The sequence below is a fragment of the Ruegeria sp. HKCCA5463 genome (assembly GCF_013034175.1).
Classification (GTDB): Bacteria; Pseudomonadota; Alphaproteobacteria; order Rhodobacterales; family Rhodobacteraceae; genus Ruegeria.
Window position 1 is genome coordinate 89,282 of the sequence record NZ_WQFL01000013.1, and the last position, 15,350, is coordinate 104,631.

Annotated in this window: 14 protein-coding genes; 6 read left to right on the top strand and 8 right to left on the bottom strand. The window is 61.6% G+C overall.

All coding sequences use genetic code 11. The features are described 5' to 3' along the window. The first annotated feature begins 294 nt into the window (after window positions 1–294). A complete protein-coding gene (locus GOW09_RS20630) occupies window positions 295–1,302 on the top strand; it encodes a replication initiator protein A (protein WP_171120535.1) in 1,008 nt (335 codons plus the stop codon). 4 nt (window positions 1,303–1,306) lie between these two features. Here the strand turns inward: GOW09_RS20630 and GOW09_RS20635 are convergent, their stop codons facing one another. The 3 genes from GOW09_RS20635 to GOW09_RS20645 form a co-directional block, all read right to left on the bottom strand. Beyond that, entirely contained in the window at window positions 1,307–1,519 is a 213-nt protein-coding gene (locus tag GOW09_RS20635; RefSeq protein WP_171172364.1) for a hypothetical protein, read from the bottom strand. A gap of 369 nt (window positions 1,520–1,888) precedes the next feature. Then, a complete protein-coding gene (locus tag GOW09_RS20640) occupies window positions 1,889–3,259 on the bottom strand; it encodes a nucleotide sugar dehydrogenase (protein WP_171120550.1) in 1,371 nt (456 codons plus the stop codon). 163 nt (window positions 3,260–3,422) lie between these two features. Next, window positions 3,423–4,514: an NAD(P)-dependent oxidoreductase gene (locus GOW09_RS20645; protein ID WP_171120552.1), complete on the bottom strand. Its 1,092-nt coding sequence runs from the start codon at window positions 4,512–4,514 to the stop codon at window positions 3,423–3,425. 171 nt (window positions 4,515–4,685) lie between these two features. Between GOW09_RS20645 and GOW09_RS20650 the strand changes: the two genes are divergently transcribed. Genes GOW09_RS20650 through GOW09_RS22895 form a run of 3 tightly spaced genes read left to right on the top strand, consistent with a single transcriptional unit; the run spans window position 4,686 to window position 7,988 of the window. Further along, window positions 4,686–5,657 (top strand): NAD(P)-dependent oxidoreductase, encoded by a 972-nt coding sequence (locus GOW09_RS20650; protein WP_171120554.1) that lies wholly within the window; start codon window positions 4,686–4,688, stop codon window positions 5,655–5,657. Window positions 5,658–5,670: 13 nt separating this feature from the next. Continuing rightward, window positions 5,671–6,450, top strand: coding sequence for a methyltransferase domain-containing protein (locus tag GOW09_RS20655; protein WP_171120556.1), 780 nt, complete (start codon window positions 5,671–5,673; stop codon window positions 6,448–6,450). Next, window positions 6,447–7,988: a GMC oxidoreductase gene (locus GOW09_RS22895; RefSeq protein WP_171120558.1), complete on the top strand. Its 1,542-nt coding sequence runs from the start codon at window positions 6,447–6,449 to the stop codon at window positions 7,986–7,988. The genes GOW09_RS20655 and GOW09_RS22895 overlap by 4 nt, the downstream gene beginning before the upstream one ends. Window positions 7,989–7,991: 3 nt before the next feature. On the opposite strand, the gene GOW09_RS20665 is transcribed toward GOW09_RS22895, so the two are convergent. Genes GOW09_RS20665 through GOW09_RS20680 form a run of 4 tightly spaced genes read right to left on the bottom strand, consistent with a single transcriptional unit; the run spans window position 7,992 to window position 12,083 of the window. Then, window positions 7,992–8,741: a polysaccharide deacetylase family protein gene (locus GOW09_RS20665; RefSeq protein ID WP_171120560.1), complete on the bottom strand. Its 750-nt coding sequence runs from the start codon at window positions 8,739–8,741 to the stop codon at window positions 7,992–7,994. 3 nt (window positions 8,742–8,744) lie between these two features. Further along, window positions 8,745–10,184, bottom strand: a complete 1,440-nt coding sequence (locus tag GOW09_RS20670; protein WP_171120562.1) for an FAD-dependent oxidoreductase — start codon at window positions 10,182–10,184, stop codon at window positions 8,745–8,747. After that, window positions 10,181–11,143, bottom strand: coding sequence for a lysylphosphatidylglycerol synthase transmembrane domain-containing protein (locus GOW09_RS20675; protein ID WP_171120564.1), 963 nt, complete (start codon window positions 11,141–11,143; stop codon window positions 10,181–10,183). Before GOW09_RS20675 ends, GOW09_RS20670 begins: the two co-directional genes overlap by 4 nt. Window positions 11,144–11,156: 13 nt before the next feature. Continuing rightward, window positions 11,157–12,083 carry a glycosyltransferase family 2 protein gene (locus GOW09_RS20680; RefSeq protein ID WP_171120566.1) on the bottom strand — a complete coding sequence of 309 codons (927 nt, stop codon included), beginning with the start codon at window positions 12,081–12,083 and terminating at the stop codon, window positions 11,157–11,159. Window positions 12,084–12,390: 307 nt separating this feature from the next. Between GOW09_RS20680 and GOW09_RS20685 the strand changes: the two genes are divergently transcribed. Together GOW09_RS20685 and GOW09_RS20690 are read left to right on the top strand one after the other, a co-directional pair. Then, window positions 12,391–13,827: a lipopolysaccharide biosynthesis protein gene (locus GOW09_RS20685; RefSeq protein WP_171120568.1), complete on the top strand. Its 1,437-nt coding sequence runs from the start codon at window positions 12,391–12,393 to the stop codon at window positions 13,825–13,827. Then, window positions 13,828–15,096 carry a glycosyltransferase gene (locus GOW09_RS20690; RefSeq protein ID WP_171120570.1) on the top strand — a complete coding sequence of 423 codons (1,269 nt, stop codon included), beginning with the start codon at window positions 13,828–13,830 and terminating at the stop codon, window positions 15,094–15,096. Window positions 15,097–15,103: 7 nt separating this feature from the next. On the opposite strand, the gene GOW09_RS20695 is transcribed toward GOW09_RS20690, so the two are convergent. Further along, on the bottom strand, window positions 15,104–15,350 hold a 247-nt coding region (locus GOW09_RS20695), incomplete at its 5' end, for a glycosyltransferase (protein WP_171120572.1).

The window sequence follows — 15,350 nt, forward strand, 5'->3', positions numbered from 1 at the left end:
AAGCCTTCGAGACGTTGCTTTTGGGCGTATAGCAAAAAAATGTTCAGTTAGAATCCTGTTATTTTATTAGTTACGGCTGAATTTGAATTCTACTAAGTATAAGAAAAAAAAGCGGTTTTTGTATTTCTTGTGGATCATACTGAATCTGATCCCACGATAGGGTGACTCTGATCCCACGTTGCAGTGACTCTGAACCCACGTTCCGGCGGCTTTACGCCTCCTGTGGATAACTCTACGGTGAGCGTCAATAAAACCACGAACAAAGATTCGGGCAGGACATATGGGCAGGGCAGTATGAGCGGGTCAGGGGCGTTGTTGCCTGACCGGCACCCAACGGGCGATTTTTTTGTATGCGATATCTTCGATGCGCTGCCCAAGACGGATATGGGTTCGATGGAGCATCCTATGTTTTCGCTCTCGACCCGGCCGGACCGGCGCATCCTCAATTACGAACATAACGGGGTCGAGATCACGGTGACGCCTTCGGTGCGCGGTCTGGCGACGATCCACGACAAGGATATCCTGATCTTTTGCATCAGCCAGCTGATGGCGGCGATCAATGCGGGCCGGACTGTCAGCCGGGTGTTGCATCTGAAGGCGCATGATCTGCTGGTGGCCACCAACCGCGAAACCAGCGGTGACGGTTACAAGCGTCTGCGCGAAGCGTTCGAGCGGCTGGCCGGCACAAGGATCACCACCAACATTGTGACGGGTGAAACGGAAACCACCACGGGGTTCGGCCTGATCGAGAGCTGGGAAATCGTGCGTCACACAAGGGCGGGGCGGATGGCCAGCGTCAGCGTGAAACTGTCGGACTGGCTGTTCCGCGCGGTGCTGGCGAAATCGGTGCTGACCCTCAGCCGCGATTACTTCCGCCTGCGCAAACCGCTCGAGCGGCGGATTTATGAGCTGGCACGCAAACATTGCGGGCGTCAGCCCGAGTGGCGGATCTCGGTCGAGGTGCTGTTGAAAAAGTCCGGCTCGGCCTCACCCCGGCGGGTGTTCCGCAAGATGATCCGTGACATGATCGCAGCCGACCACCTGCCCGATTATGAGATGACCGAAGAGCCGGGCGACCTGATCCGGTTCTCGCGCCGGGGTCAGGTGGTCGAGGGGCCGGACAAGCCGATCCTGCCGCCACAGGCGCTGGAGGAGGCCAGGGCGATGGCGCCTGGCCACGATGTCTATGCGCTGGAAGCGGATTGGCTGGCTTATTGGGCCGCGTCAGGCCGCCCACAGATCAGAAACCCGCAGCGCGCGTTTCTGGGCTATGTGGCCAAAAGGGTCGCCGGACGGGGCTAGGCGCTTAGCTGGAATAGGCGGGGTTTTGTTTCTGCACGCGTGTCTTCACGATTTTGACGGCGCCTATAACAATGAGGGCTGCAATGATGAACAGCCAGCCGAAGAGGATGTAGCTGCCCAGAGCCATCAGGATGGATGCACCGGAAATCAAAGCAAACCCGCCGGCGCACAGGCCAACTAGAATGGCTATCCCGATAATTCCAATCATCTTCTCCAAGTCCTCCGGCTATGGTCTTGGTCTGGTCAAACCCAGGTGGGCGCCGTCATGCCATTGAGCAGATGCCCAAAATGATTCCGCGATGAAATCATGGCAAAACTTTGAACCACCAGAGGTTAAAATTTGGTTATTTTTACCGGAAGGAGCATTGCTCCACTACTCGTGCGACACTGCTTATAATTTATTGAGACATGAATATGTCTGAACAGATAGTTCCTTAAAACTTTTGTGACAGCAATATAGAATGCCGACGACCCCAGAAAATGTGCAAAGGCCCGCCTATGACACAGTTTTGTCAATCCGCGATCATTTGGATGGAATGGCAGACTCGCGCGCTTTGGCCATTGAATGATCAGAGGTTTTGGGGGGTCACATCTTGACCAGCCGTCCGTCTGCCACCCTGATCCCCTGCTTTTCAAAGACGTTGCGCGTGTCGAAGACCAGCGCGGCCTCGCGCGCGACAAGACCATAATCCGGGGCGCTGTGATCGGTGATTACGGCCACTGCCGCATAGCGTTTCAGGGTGTCTGCCGTCAGCGGCTGCGAGGTCCGGCCCGCCAGCTGCGGGTATTCGCCGCCTTCGGGCAGGCGGGGGAAATACGGATCGTGATAGTCAACCTCGGCCCCCAGCTTCTCCAGCTCGTCCAGCAGCACCAGCGCCGGGCTGCGGCGGGTGTCCTCGACATCGCGCTTATAGGCGATGCCCATCAGCAGAATGCGCTGTCCGGTCAGGGGTTGCCCGGTTTCCGCCAGTGCAGACCCGTTGCGCGCGGCCAGTTCCGCCGCCATCCGTGCCGCCAGCATTTCCGGCACCGCGTCATTGCTGGCGCGGGCCAGATTGATCAGCGGCGTATCAGATCCTGCATCCGCGGCGCGCCAGGCCAGATAGGCCGGAGACACCGGGATGCAGGCCCCACCAATTCCAGGACCGGGATAGAAGGGCATGAAGCCAAACGGCTTGGTCGCCGCCGCCTCGATCACTTCCCAGACATCCACGTCCATTGCTTCAAGCGCGGTCTTCAATTCGTTGACCAGCGCGATATTGACGGTGCGAAAGCTGTTTTCGACCAGCTTCACCGCTTCGGCGGTGGCGGCCGAGCTGACCGGTACGGCGCTGGTGACGATGGCGCGATAGAAATCTTCGACCAGTTGCCGCGATTGCGGATCGTCGGCACCGACCACTTTCGGGATGCTGTGCGTGTCGAACTTGTCATTGCCGGGGTCTTCGCGCTCGGGCGAGAAGGCCAGGAAGAAATCGGAACCTGCCCGCAACCCGCCCGCTTCGAGGATCGGCTGAACCAGCGTGGTCGTGGCTCCGGGCCAGACGCTGCTTTCCAGCACCACCATCTGACCGGGGCGCAGATGCTGTGCGATGGTCTGCGCGGCGGCGGCGACAAAACGCATGTCGGGATCTTGTGCGTCGGTCAGCGGGGTCGGCACACAGATCAGGATGATATCGGCCTCGGCCAGTGCTGCGGCGTCCTGCGTTGCGCGAAAGCGCCCACTCTCCACCGCGTGTGCGATCCGATCCGGTGCCAGATAGGAGATGACCTGACCCCCCTGATTGATCCGCGCCACCCGGTCGGGGTTGAGATCAACGCCGGTGGTATCAAACCCTTCATCATAAGCCGTCAGCGCCAGCGGCAGGCCGACATAGCCCAGCCCGACCACGGCAACCCGCGCATCGCGCGCCGCGATAAGCTGCTTGAGGGATTGATGGTGCGAGGTTTCGTAGTTCATAATCTATCCTGATCGTACAAAGTCACACTGAATTAAAATTAGCTTAGCAGATTGGAAACCTTCTCTCTTCATCGGATAGGACAGATCGGGAACGAAGCCAACTAATTTGTCTTTCCCGGCAAAGACCCGGAATGGGTGTTTCCAAAAACAAGGCAGTCTTGAATCAGCGTGCCGATTGTTTTCGCATATGCTCGATCCATTCGTCGAAGGAAACACGAGGCACATACCCGATCTGATCCTGTGCATATCGGGTTGAAACCTCTGGCTGACCGGCAAAAAGCCTGCGTCCCGCCATGTCAGGCATCACGGGCCGGGGTTTTGCCAGCCGGGCCTGAACGGACCGTGCCCAGTCTGCGGCGGCCTCGACCCGGCGGCGCCCGACAAGGCGGCGCAGATGCGCGCTGAGCTGCCCCGCCAGAGAGGGGCCTGAGGGCGCATTGCCATTGGGCGACGGCGGCGGGGTCGGGTTCGCAGCCGGATCAATCCGAACCTCTCCGCATCCGGCAAGGTGGGCATAGCCTTCGAAAAACGTCTTCCATCCCAACATGTCCGGCCCGCTGATCAGGTATCGCTCGACCCCGGTCCGGGGTGATGAGGCCGCGCGCAGGGCGGCCTGCACCACGTCATCGACATGCACGGCCGGGCATTGTCCGGGCGGGTCGGGCAGGATGATGCCGCCCCTGCGCATCATCGCCAATGGCCCGTTGGTCCAAAGCGCACTGCCGGGCCCATAGACGATGGTCGGCTGCAAGATGGCGGCGTCGCATTTCCCCTGCAACAGTCTCTGTTCCATCGCGATTTTGGCACCGCGATAGCTTTGCACATCTTCCGGCGTGATCGGGTTGCGTTCGGTGATCGGCCCGTTGGGCCAGCTGTCATAGACCACGGCGGAACTCAGATGCACGATACGGTTGCAAGACCCGTCTTCGGCGGCTTTGGCAAGCGCGTCGAAGGCTGCAAGGTTGTCCGCGCCGGAGGCCCGGAAATCGTAAGCCAGATGAAACAGAGCCGCCGCACCGTCCAGCGCCTGCGTCAGGGTCGGGCCGGGGTGCAGCGGGCAAACCAGTGCCTTTGCTCCGGCCTGTTCCAATGCGGCAGCCCCGTGGCGCGTGCGCAGCAAGGCGGTCACGTCACATCCCAGTTTCAGCAGCGCATCGATCAGGCGCCGGCCGATAAAGCCGGTGGCGCCGGTCACGACCACGCGCTGGCCTGCAAGGCCGTCGCCGGGGCGGGGGTCCACGTGTTTTTCGGTCATGTCCGCAGGTTCAACATTCTTAATGCGTTGTGCAACAATTCAGCCCTTTTTCCAAAACTGTGCAGGCCCGGCCTGTCAGCGCACCATAGCGGTATCTACCATTTGGTGGCCACCGATCCCTATGCTAAGCCTGTGGCATTAGAGTGGATTCTGTTGGTACGAGGGTTTTTCATGCAAATATTGATCACGGGCGGGGCCGGTTTTATCGGATCACATCTGGCCGAGCGTCTGATTGGCAATGGGCATGAGGTGACGGTGCTGGATGACCTGTCCACCGGATCGCTGCAAAACCTGTCTTCCGTTCAGGATCATTCCGCCTTTCGTTTTGTCGAAGGCAGCGTTCTGGATGCCACATTGGTCGAGGAACTGGTCGGGGCTGCTGACGCGGTGTTTCACCTGGCTGCCGCTGTCGGGGTCAAGCTGATCATGGATCAGCCCAGCCAGTCGATTGCGACCAATGTCGACGGCACGCAGAACGTGTTGCGGGCGGCGCTGCGCCACAAGCCGCTGGTCTTCATCGCCTCCAGTTCCGAGGTTTACGGCAAGGCCTCGAAATTCCCGTTCAACGAAGATGACGACCTGACGATCGGCGCAACCAGCGTGCTGCGCTGGTCCTATGCCTGCGCCAAAACGCTGGATGAGTTCATGGCACTGGCCTATGCGCGCGAGGTGGATCTGCCGGTGGTCGTGCTGCGCTTTTTCAACACGACTGGCCCGCGCCAGACCGGGCGCTATGGCATGGTGGTGCCGAACTTCATCGAAGCGGCCCTGGCCGGTCAGCCGATTCAGGTTCATGGCACCGGCGAGCAATCGCGCTGTTTCAGCCATGTGGCCGATGTGATCGAGGCGCTTGTGCGTCTGCTCGATGTCCCCGAAGCCCGGGGGCAGGTCTTCAATATCGGTGGTGAACAGGAAGTGACGATCCGGGGGCTGGCCGAAAAGGTGATTGCCGCAACGGGCTCAACCTCGGAAATCCGGCTGGTGCCTTACGAAGAGGTCTATCCCGAAGGGTTCGAAGACATGGCCCGCCGTCTGCCGGATGTGTCCAAGCTGCGGCGCTATACCGGGTTCAGCCCGGCGCGCACGCTGGATGATATCATCGCCGATATCATGGCCGAGAAACGCGCCAAAGCCTACGCATGAAGGGCTGATCACGATGACACCGGGACAAAGAGTTGAAAAGCTGGTGCGCGACACCGCGACTGTGCTGCTGCCCGAAAGGCTGCGGAAATGGATCCGCAAACAGCAGCGGCTGCACAATCTGCAATCGACCCCCGTGGGGTCGGTGGATTTCGGCGGGCTGCGGCGGCTGTCGCCGATCAGTGCCGTGTTCGGCCAGGACCGCGATCTGCTGACCATCGAGCGCTATTACATGGAAGAGTTCCTGCAAAACCACAGCGACGACATCCGTGGCCGGGTTCTGGAATTCGGCGATCCGGCCTATACGAAGAAATTCGGCGGTGACCGGGTCACGCAGGCGGATGTACTGAGCTATGTCGAGGGCAATCCACAAGCGACCATCGTGGCGGATATCACCGATGCGCCGCATATTCCCGACAACAGTTTCGACTGCATCATCATCACCCAAACCCTTCAGATGATCTTTGAGGTCGACAAGGCGATCGCAACGCTGGAACGCATTCTGAAACCCGGTGGCGTGGTGCTGTGCACCTCGCATGGGATGACCCGTGTGGCGCGGCGCGAAGGCGTGGATGACTGGGGCGAATACTGGCATTTCACCAGCCAGTCCAAGCGCCGCCTGTTCCGGGCGGTCTTCCCGGCAGAGAATGTCGAGGTGTCGACCGTTGGCAATGTCTTTACCTGCATCTGCAACCTGCACGGCCTTGGGGCCAGTGAAATTGCGCCCGAAGAACTGTCCACCCATGATCCCAACTATGAAATGCTGGTTCTGGTCCGGGCAGTAAAGGCGCAGTGAGCGATCTTGTCATAGGGTCCGGGCCTGCCGGGGTTTCCGTCGCCCGGGCCTTGCTGGCGCGGGGGCGAAACGTCACGATGCTGGATGTCGGGGTGGAACCGGAGCCCGAGGTCACGGATCGGGTGCAGCAGATGTCCCGAACCCGCGCCGAAGACTGGAGCGCCGAGGCGCGTACAGCCTGGATGGAGCCTCAGTTTCAGGCCCCGGAAGGCGAGGTGTGGCGCTATGGAACAGGTTATGCGCTGGCCTCACCTGCGCGTACACTGGCGGAAGGGGCGGATTGGTTTGCTTTGCGCGCGTCGCGGGCGGCGGGCGGGCTGTCCAATGTCTGGGGCGCTGCGGTCTTGCCGTATCGGCAGGCGGATATCGACGACTGGCCTATAACAACCGGCGATCTTGCCCCACATTACAGGGCGGTGGCGGAAATAATGCCTGTGTCCGGGCAACAGGACGGGCTGCAAGACCTCTTTCCCGCCTGCGATATGACAGGCCGAACACCCGTTCCACCAACCGCACAGGCCGAGATGCTGCTGGCCCGTTCCAGGCAGAAGGCGAAGGCATTGCAGGGGGCTGGGATGCATGTCGGTCTGGCGCGGCAGGCGGTTGGGCCGGGCTGTCAGACCTGCGGGCTGTGTCTGCACGGGTGCCCGTGGTCGCTGATCTGGTCTGCAAGACAAACCCGCATGGCGTTGCAGGCAGAGCCAGGCTTTGCCTACCGCGCGGATCACGTGGTGCGGCAGGTCCGCGAGGAAGGCGACGAGGTTGCCGTCACTTTGGCAGATGGCAGCGATGTCCGCGGAAACCGGGTGTTTCTGGCCGCCGGGGTGCTGGAAAGCGCGCGTATCCTGTTGGCGTCACCCGGCTTGCGGGGCAAGGAGCTGGTGTTGAAAGACAGCCAGCAGGCCTTTCTGCCGATGCTGCACCGCTGGCGGGCGTCAAGGCGGCCCGATGTTTTGCCCTATCAGACGCTGCCGCAGCTTTTTGCCGAACTGGATGACCCGACCGTGTCGCGGCAACTGGTTCACGCGCAGATCTATACCTGGAATGAATACTATGCCCGCGATCTGAAACAGAACTATGGAAACCGGATACCCGGCAGCGGGCCGCTGCTTGAGGCGCTGGCCCGACGTCTGATCGTGGCGCAGGTTTTCCTGCATTCCGATCATTCGCATGAAATAGCCTTGCGTCTGGCAGAGGATGGGCGGCTACGCCCGGAACTGAACGAAAATCCCGCAACCGCCGAGACAATGCGGGCAGCGCTTGCGCGCTATGGCCGGACCTTGCGGGGGCTTGGTCTGACCAGCCTGTCTTTTGCAGCGCGGTTCGGGGCGCCGGGGGCCAGTTTTCATGTCGGAGGTGATCTGCCGATGTCGGATGACCCGGGCCCGGGTGAAAGCGATGTGCTGGGGCGCCCGTATGGTGCGACGCGCATTCACGTCGTTGATGCCTCTGTCCTGCCGACCATCCCGGCGACGACAATTACATTCAGTGTGATGGCGAATGCCCACCGGATCGGAACGCTTGCACCCGAAGCCTGACATTCAGTTGATGGGCAGCACCCTGCTCAGCCCGCTTCGCACGCCGCGCATCAGTTTGCGGGCCGCCAAATAGGGGCCGCCCCGCCCGGCCAGATGCGCCTGCCAGCGGGCGATGTCGGTGAAATAGAACATCTCGAGCCGCGGCAGGTCGTGGGTGTCATCCCCTGGCCCGGCTACGCCCAGACGGGTGCCGACCGAGGTATCGTAGTGCCGGGCAATCTGTGCGCGTACACTCGGGTTCGACGCGCCATAGGGCGGGGCGAAATGCCGGACGGGTTGACCAAGCCGGGCGGCAATATCCTGACCGGATCCGGTGACTTCTTCCTCCAAGGTCTCTGCATCCAGCGTCGACAGATCGGGATGGCTGACACTATGCGCGCCAAAGCTGACCCCTTCCGCTGCCAGCGCCTTGACCCTGTCCCAATCCATCAGCGGGCGGGGCGGGATATTGCCCCCGGCCCAGCTGTCGGTGCCACCCATCAGGCCCGAGGGCAGATAGACGATCGGGCAGAAGCCATGTTCGCGCAGGATCGGCCAGGCGGTATCGGCGAAATCTTCAAACCCGTCATCGAAGCTGATGATGACCACACGGGGGGCAGGCGGGTTGGCGAGCGCGTCCGGCGTCACCACCGGCAGGCCGGACGCCGCCAGCGCCCGCATCTGTGCCGCAAAGATGTTGGGCGCGATCGAGGTTGGTCCCGGCGCGTCCGAGATCGAATGATACATCAGGATATCGGCCTGCCAGGCGGGCATGGGTCAGTCTTCCACCACATGGGTGGCAAAGACCTCGCGATAGCTGTTCCATTTCGCGCGGTCGACATTGCCCTTGTCGTCGATGCAATCCGCCGCGCCATAGGCCATGGCAAAGGCGTGGTGCGTGTTGTCGTGGGCGAACAGGCCCTGCCGTCCAAATACGAGCAATCCGTCCATATCTGAGAGCCACTGATCAACCGTATCGAACCGCTCTTCATAGCCCACATCGTAGACCGGATAGGCATGGCTCAGCCGCCGGGTTTCGCAGCGGCGCACCGGCACGGTGACGGGCAGGCCCAACTGACCCAGCCATTTGGTGAATTCCTGCCCCAGGTCCTCGTCGGACATGGACCACCATTTTTCATCCGGGTCGCAGGGCAGTTCGGCGCACAGAACGGTGACGCCCTTTGGCGCGCCACTGGCGTTATAGTTCTTGGGCTCCGACATGCGGCTGATCGGGATCGACAGTTCCGGGAAATAATGGGCATCGAACTCGGTGAACTGGTCGGTCTCCAGCACCAGATACAGCAGGATCATGCCGCGGAAGCGGATGGCGCGGGCCGCCTCGACCACCTCTGCCGGAGGGTCGCCGATCAGGCGCGTCAGCCCGGTTAGCGGGATGGTCGACAGGATCAGATCGCCGGTCAGGTGCCGCTCGCCCGCTTCGTCGCGGATCGTCAACCCGGTGATGCGATTGCCGTCCCGTTTGATGGCGGTGATTTCGGTGTTGAACAGGAAGGTGGCGCCATTGGCCTCGGCACTGTTGCGCATCGCGTCCGAGATCTGCCCGAACCCCTTGCGCGGATAAAAGAACCGACCCGCCGTTTCGCTGCGCAGCCCCGGCAGCAGGCGCAGCATCTTCATCAGGATCTTGCCGACCGAGCCGCTGCCCACCCGACGTTCGGCCAGTTTCACCGCCAGCTTGTCCGGATCCAGACCCCACAGCTTGCGCACGTATGGGAAATAGAAATTGTCCGAAATCGTCGGCCCCAGCCCGTCATACAGCACGGTCGAGAACGTCTCGGGGCCTTCGCTTTTCTTGCGGAAGGGTTTCAGCACCATGTCGCCGATCAGCGACGCGGCAAAGGGTTTGGGCAGGCGCATCAGCGCGTCGGTCAGTTTCAGCGGAAAGTGAATCCATTTGCCGCCCAGCCGGATGCGCCCGTGGCGCGGGCGCAGCAGCAGATCGTCGCCCAGCAGCGCTTTCACATCGGCCAGAACCTCGGGCTCTGCCGCCGGATGAAACCTGTGCGAGCCGTAATCACAGATCACGCCCTCAATCGGGAATGAGGCCGAATTGCCCCCGGCACTGGGCGCGCGTTCGATCACGGTCACTTTCGCCTGCCCGGTCAGGGCATGGGCTGCGGCCAGACCGGCCGGCCCGGCGCCCAGAATGATGATTTCAGGCGTGTCGCCGCCATTGGGTCGGGAAACATCCGTCACTTGCACTCTTCCTTTTGGGAATTTGCCGGGGCGCTGAACCGCATTCCGGACATGGTCAGAACCAGCGCGCCAAACCCGCCCGCTGTAAACAACACAACCTGCCAGACCAGCCCGGCGGCCACGACAGCCGGGGCGCTGGCGCCGAAGGGGGCCAGGAAACCGGCCAATGTGGCCTCGCGCAGGCCCAGCCCGTTCAAAGACACGGGCAGCACGGCGATGATCTTGGCCAGCGGCCAGGCGAAGATCCATGGCCCGGCGGCCACATCGACACCCGCCGCCAGGGCCAGCCACCAGGCCAGCAGGACCAGCAGCAACTGGATCAGCACAGATGCGATGAAAGCGACTGCCAGCGTGCCGGGTTTGCGGCCCATCCCGGCCAGTGCATCGGCCAGACGATGGGCAAACCCCTTGCCGGGCAGGGACGGGACATAGCGCCAGGGCAGGGGCAGCAGGCGCGGCAAGGCGACCATACCCGCCAGCGCGGCCAGCAGGATCAGCGCCACTGGCCAGATCATATGCCCGCCCGCCGCGCTTTCCCATGTCAGGACCAGGCCCAGACAGGACAGGGTCAGCAGCGCCACCATGTCGATCAGCCGATCAACGGTTGCGCCCGCAACAACCTGCGCGCCGTCTTTCATCGCCGCCTGCGCCAGACCGGCCCGCACCGTATCGCCGCCAATAGCTCCGGGCAGGCACAGGTTGGCAGCCAGCCCGGCAAAATGCGCCCGGATGGCCAGCAGGGGCGAAAGCCCCCGGTTCAGCAGCAGCCACCATTTCAGGGCCGCGCCAACATGGGCCAACAGGAACAGAACGAACACGGACAGGAAAACCCAGATCGGGATCGCCCTCAGCGCTGTTACGATTGCGTCGGCCGGCAGAATCCAGAACAGGATTGCCAGCACCAGAGCCGACCCGGCCACCCGGACCAGCCAGCGCCGTTGATTTGGGTCGGAAAGCATACCGCCGCTCATGTCACGGTCTGAGATGCAGCCGCGAGATCATGTCGGCGATCAGCCCCAGCGACCAGATCATGATTGCGGCCAGGAACGAGAACACCGCCGTTTCGCTGAGGTTCCAGTAGAACATATCGATAATGAACTTCACCGTGCCCAGCGTGAAAAACGCCAGCCCCAGTGGGATGAACACCCGCAGCGGGTTGAACAAAGTGCTGATACGCAGGATCAGGATGATGAAGTTCAGAAAGTCGATCGGCCGGATTTTCGATTTGCCCACCCGCTTGCCGTATTCAATCGGCGTATAGATCATCCGCTTGCCGTTCGAGGTCATGCACAGCGTGATCGTGGTGGTGAACGAGAAATTCTGTGGCAAGAGCGGCAGGAACGGGATCAGCTCGGATTTGCGAAACACCCGCAGGCCGGAATTCAGATCGTTGATCTTGCGCTCGGCCAGGAACGAGGCAAAGGCGAACAGGAATTTCTTGGCCGGACGGCGCAGAAGCGGCACGTTCTTCATCGCCGCGCCCCGGTCGCCCACGACCATGTCCTGATCGCGGCACATGGCCAGCATTCCGGGCAGGTAGCGCGCGGGATAGGTGCTGTCGGCGTCCAGAATGGCCACATATTCATGTTGCGCCATCCGCACCCCGCGCTTGAGGCTGGCGCCATAGCCGGAATTGACATCGTTGAAGGTGACGGTGGCACCGCTGGCCTCGGCCTCGGCGCGGGTGTTGTCCTGGCTGGCATCGTCCACCACGATGATTTCGTAGGGAATGCCCAGCGGTTCGAGATGGGTGCGTACATCCTCGACCGTGTGGCGGACGGCGTTTTCCTCGTTATAGGCGGGGATGACCACGCTCAGGCTCATGCCGGCGGTTTCCGATGCGATCAGCTCTTCGGGTGTGGTGCTGTTCGTCTCCATCGGCTCTGCGACTTTGTTCATGAAAATGAAAACCTTTTATTCACTCAATATTCCCTGCCCCAGCCCCCGCTGCAAGAATTGCGTGGCGCCTGGAACATGACGGGCATAATTCCCTGTATTGCGTATAGTATTCGAACACGTACAGACTGAACATAGACAATAAATTTGACCAAATTCGACCGTTAAGGCGTCAAGTTTGCAATTGCGCATACTGTGCGCAACAGGTGTGAGTGTTTGAGCCATGTGTCCATCGGCACTTGGCGGGGTTCGGGCAACAGGAAGGAAACGGGTGTCAGGGCGGCAGAGTTTCAGCAGCGGAGTTGCCTGGATGTCGGCCGGTATCTGGGTCGAGCAGGCGTTCAATTTCATCATTTTTGCCATTCTTGCCCGTATTTTAGGGGTCGAGGCCTTTGGTCTTCTGGCGATGGTTGCAGCCTTTGTGCTGTTTTCCGAATTCCTGGTGCGCGAAACGATTTCCGACATTCTGCTGACCCATGAGGCGCTGTCACCAGAGCGGTTGAACTCGGTTTTCTGGTTGTTGGCGCTGCTGGGGGGTATGTTGACGGTTGCGCTGTATCTGGGCGCGGGGCCGGTCTCATATTTCTACAATGAGCCGGTTGCGCGTGAATTGTTGATCGGATTGTCCCCAACGGTGCTGATGATTTCCCTGACGGCGGTGCCGGTTGCGATCCTGCGCCGGGAAATGCGGTTCCGTGTTCTGGCCATCCGTGCAGCGCTTGGTGCGGCGGTCGGAGGGGTCGTGGGCATTGGCATGGCGCTGGCGGGATACGGGGTCTGGAGCCTGGTCGGCCAGCGGCTGGCGATGACGGCCACCAATATCGTGATGGCCTGGGGGGCGGTCTCCTGGCGCCCGGCATTCCATGCGTCACGGGATCACATGCGCAGGGTCTTGCATTTCAGTCACCGGATTCTGGGCCTGCGCGCGGCCGAACTGGCTGCGGTGCAATCGCCTGCGGTGATCATCGGCGCGATGCTGGGGCCGGTTCCGGCGGGGTATTACGCAATCGCCTGGCGCGTGATCGAGACCGCCTCGTTCCTGATTATCACACCGCTGCGCACCGTGGCGCAGCCTGCCTTTGGTGCGGCGGCGCGCGATGGTGGTCCGGCGACGGATTTGCTGATCGACGTCATGCGCCTGACCGGGTTTCTGGCCTTTCCGGCCTTTGCCGGGCTGGCGGTTCTGTCGGAACCGGCGCTGGTGCTGCTGTTCGGTCAGAAATGGGCTCCGGCGGCTCCGGTCCTGAGCCTGATGTCGGTGTTTGGCATGTATCTGTGTGCCGAAAAGGTGCAGCAGACCTTTTGTCTGGCGGCCGGTCAGCCCGGTCGTCTGGCGGTTCTGTCCTGGGTCGAGGTGGCGCTGGCGGCGGGGGTGATTGTGGTGCTGGCCCCGTATGGGTTGCCGGTCGTCACAGCCGGTTTTGTGGCTGTCTTTCTGCTGGTCTGGCCGCTCAAATTTGCCAATCTGGGGTATATTGCCGGGCTGTCCGGCCCGGCTTTGATGCGGCAGCATCTTGCGCCGCTTCTGCTGTCAGGGGGGATGGTGGCGGCAGTGCAGGGGGTCATGTGGCAACTGGGCGGCCTGTCCCCGGCTTTGCTTTTACTTGCCGGTACGGTGACGGGTGTTCTGGCCTATGGTTTGCTGGCTTTTCTGCTCCAGCGGGACAGGCTGCGCCTGCTGGTTTCGATGCTTGGGCCGCAAGGCGGACACCTGCCTGCGGCTGACACTCAAGGAATTGAGAGATAGATGAAATCGTTACGCATTTTGATGTTCACCACATTTTATCCCCCCTATTCCTTTGGCGGTGACGCCATCGGCATTCAGCGCATGGCGCGGGCGCTTGTGGCGCGCGGGCATGACGTGACGGTGGTGCATGACGAAGACAGCTATCTGATCCTGGGCGGCAAGCCCCAGCCCGAGGGCGACCCCGACGGGGTGCGGCGGATCGGCCTGCGCAGCCGCAACGGCATGATGTCGAACCTGCTGACCCAGCAACTGGGCCGCCCGGTTGTGCACACCGCCCGCATTCGCGAGATACTGGCCGAGCGGAAGCCGGATATCATCTGGCACAACAACACATCCCTGATCGGCGGGCCGGGCCTGTTGCCGATGGGCGAGGGGTTGAAAATCTATGAAGCGCATGAACACTGGCTGGTCTGCCCCACCCATGTTCTGTGGCGGCATGGGCGCGAGCTGTGCGATGAGCGCCAGTGCCTGCGCTGCGTGTTGCACCACAAGCGGCCACCGCAGCTGTGGCGGTATACCGGTGCGCTGGACCGGGCGCTGGATCACATGGATCTGATCATTGCCAAAAGCGAATTCAGCTGCGCCAAACATCGTGAATTCGGCCTGCGGCAGGACATGCAGGTGCTGCCCTATTTCCTGCCCGACCTGGATCAGAGCGCCTTGCCGGAACCGGCGGCGCATGACCGCCCCTATTTCCTGTTTGTCGGGCGGTTGGAAAAGATCAAGGGGTTGCAGGATGTGTTCCCGGCCTTTGACCGCTATCCCGACGCGGATCTGCTGATCCTGGGTGATGGCGATTATGCGGATGAGCTGAAGGCACAGGCCGCAGGCAATGACCGGATCAAATTCCTGGGCCGCAAGACGCCGGACGAGTTGAACGCTTACTATCGTGGCGCACTGGGGCTGATCGTGCCCTCGGTCTGTTATGAAACCTTCGGCATCATCCTGATCGAAAGCTTCCGGCTGGGCACGCCGGTGATCGCCCGGCGGCTGGGTCCGTTCCCCGAGATCGTCGAGCGGGCAGGGGGCGGGGAACTGTTCGAAACCGAAGATGATCTGATCGCAGCCATGCGCCGTTTTCAGAACGGAGGTGCCGCGCGGGATCAGATGGCCGCAGCGGCGCGGCACGGGTTTGAGACGCTCTGGCGTGAAGATCAGGTATTGGGCCGGTTCGGCGCGGCTTTTGCGCAGGCCGCGCATCGTGCAGGGCGGGCCGATCTGGCCCATGCCTTGGAAGCTGGTGCTTTCGAGAACGGCGCGGCGGACTGACCGGGGGTTATCCCCGCCCGGCCAGTTGCCGATACAGCTTTTCAAACCCGCTATGCACATGGGCTGGCGAGAACCTGTCTTCTGCACCGCGCGCCGTGGCATTGGCGCTTAGCCGGTCATATTCGGCGCGGTCGGTGCAAAGATCGCGCAGCGCCTGAGACAGGGCATCAAGATCATCGACCGCACACAGGCGCCCGACATCGCCATCCACCAATTCACGCACACCGCCGCAATCGGTGGCGATCACCGGCAGC

What these genes read in the sequence shown, in the direction of transcription:
- GOW09_RS20630 (WP_171120535.1), top strand. Translation starts at nt 295, where the DNA reads ATGAGCGGGTCAGGGGCGTTGTTGCCTGACCGGCACCCAACGGGCGAT.
- GOW09_RS20640 (WP_171120550.1), bottom strand. Translation starts at nt 3,259, where the DNA reads ATGAACTACGAAACCTCGCACCATCAATCCCTCAAGCAGCTTATCGCG.
- GOW09_RS20645 (WP_171120552.1), bottom strand. Translation starts at nt 4,514, where the DNA reads ATGACCGAAAAACACGTGGACCCCCGCCCCGGCGACGGCCTTGCAGGC.
- GOW09_RS20650 (WP_171120554.1), top strand. Translation starts at nt 4,686, where the DNA reads ATGCAAATATTGATCACGGGCGGGGCCGGTTTTATCGGATCACATCTG.
- GOW09_RS20655 (WP_171120556.1), top strand. Translation starts at nt 5,671, where the DNA reads ATGACACCGGGACAAAGAGTTGAAAAGCTGGTGCGCGACACCGCGACT.
- GOW09_RS20665 (WP_171120560.1), bottom strand. Translation starts at nt 8,741, where the DNA reads ATGCCCGCCTGGCAGGCCGATATCCTGATGTATCATTCGATCTCGGAC.
- GOW09_RS20675 (WP_171120564.1), bottom strand. Translation starts at nt 11,143, where the DNA reads ATGCTTTCCGACCCAAATCAACGGCGCTGGCTGGTCCGGGTGGCCGGG.
- GOW09_RS20680 (WP_171120566.1), bottom strand. Translation starts at nt 12,083, where the DNA reads ATGAACAAAGTCGCAGAGCCGATGGAGACGAACAGCACCACACCCGAA.
- GOW09_RS20685 (WP_171120568.1), top strand. Translation starts at nt 12,391, where the DNA reads ATGTCGGCCGGTATCTGGGTCGAGCAGGCGTTCAATTTCATCATTTTT.
- GOW09_RS20690 (WP_171120570.1), top strand. Translation starts at nt 13,828, where the DNA reads ATGAAATCGTTACGCATTTTGATGTTCACCACATTTTATCCCCCCTAT.